Source organism: Acetomicrobium sp. S15 = DSM 107314, assembly GCF_016125955.1.
Taxonomy (GTDB): Bacteria; Synergistota; Synergistia; order Synergistales; family Thermosynergistaceae; genus Thermosynergistes; species Thermosynergistes pyruvativorans.
Genome location: NZ_JADEVE010000292.1, coordinates 1 through 383, shown reverse-complemented (window position 1 = coordinate 383; position 383 = coordinate 1). Strand labels below are relative to the sequence as shown.

Here is a 383-nt window from a genome sequence, read left to right as displayed (position 1 = left end):
CGGCGAGCCTCTTGCCGTTTGTTGCACTGTAAACGCAGGGCCAGTGGCGTCAGATCAATGGGTGCACGACCCAGAACACGGCGGAGGGCGCATAATAGCGGAGGTCTGTCATTTTGTGGACCTCGTTCAGTTTCTTACCGGGTCAGTACCGGTGCGTGTATATGCCGAGACCTTGGAGTCTAAGGCTTACAAACCGAGCGACAACGTCGTTATAACTTTGAAGATGGACAATGGCTATGCTCTTTGGCAGAATCTCCCCGAAGACCACGATGAGAATGGTCATGGCGATTATGGCCAAGAATATCCCTTTGTCGCCAAAAAGGCCACCGCAATAGAAGTCGCGACAGAGCTGGCCGCTATATTGACCAGGTTGTTTGAGATCA

Annotated in this window: 1 protein-coding gene and 1 pseudogene; one reads left to right on the top strand and one right to left on the bottom strand. The window is 52.2% G+C overall.

Going from position 1 to position 383, the window contains the following annotated elements; all coding sequences use genetic code 11:
- Positions 1-43: 43 nt before the first annotated feature.
- A pseudogene (locus tag EZM41_RS08645) lies at positions 44-190 on the top strand (Gfo/Idh/MocA family protein); the annotation flags it as partial.
- Here EZM41_RS08645 and EZM41_RS14370 read toward each other — a convergent pair.
- Entirely contained in the window at positions 143-283 is a 141-nt protein-coding gene (locus EZM41_RS14370; RefSeq protein WP_342449272.1) for a hypothetical protein, read from the bottom strand. The pseudogene EZM41_RS08645 and the gene EZM41_RS14370 sit on opposite strands and share 48 nt — an antisense overlap.
- Positions 284-383 lie beyond the last annotated feature (100 nt).

Coding starts and splice junctions, on each gene's coding strand:
- EZM41_RS14370 (WP_342449272.1), bottom strand. CDS start 283: ATGACCATTCTCATCGTGGTCTTCGGGGAGATTCTGCCAAAGAGCATA.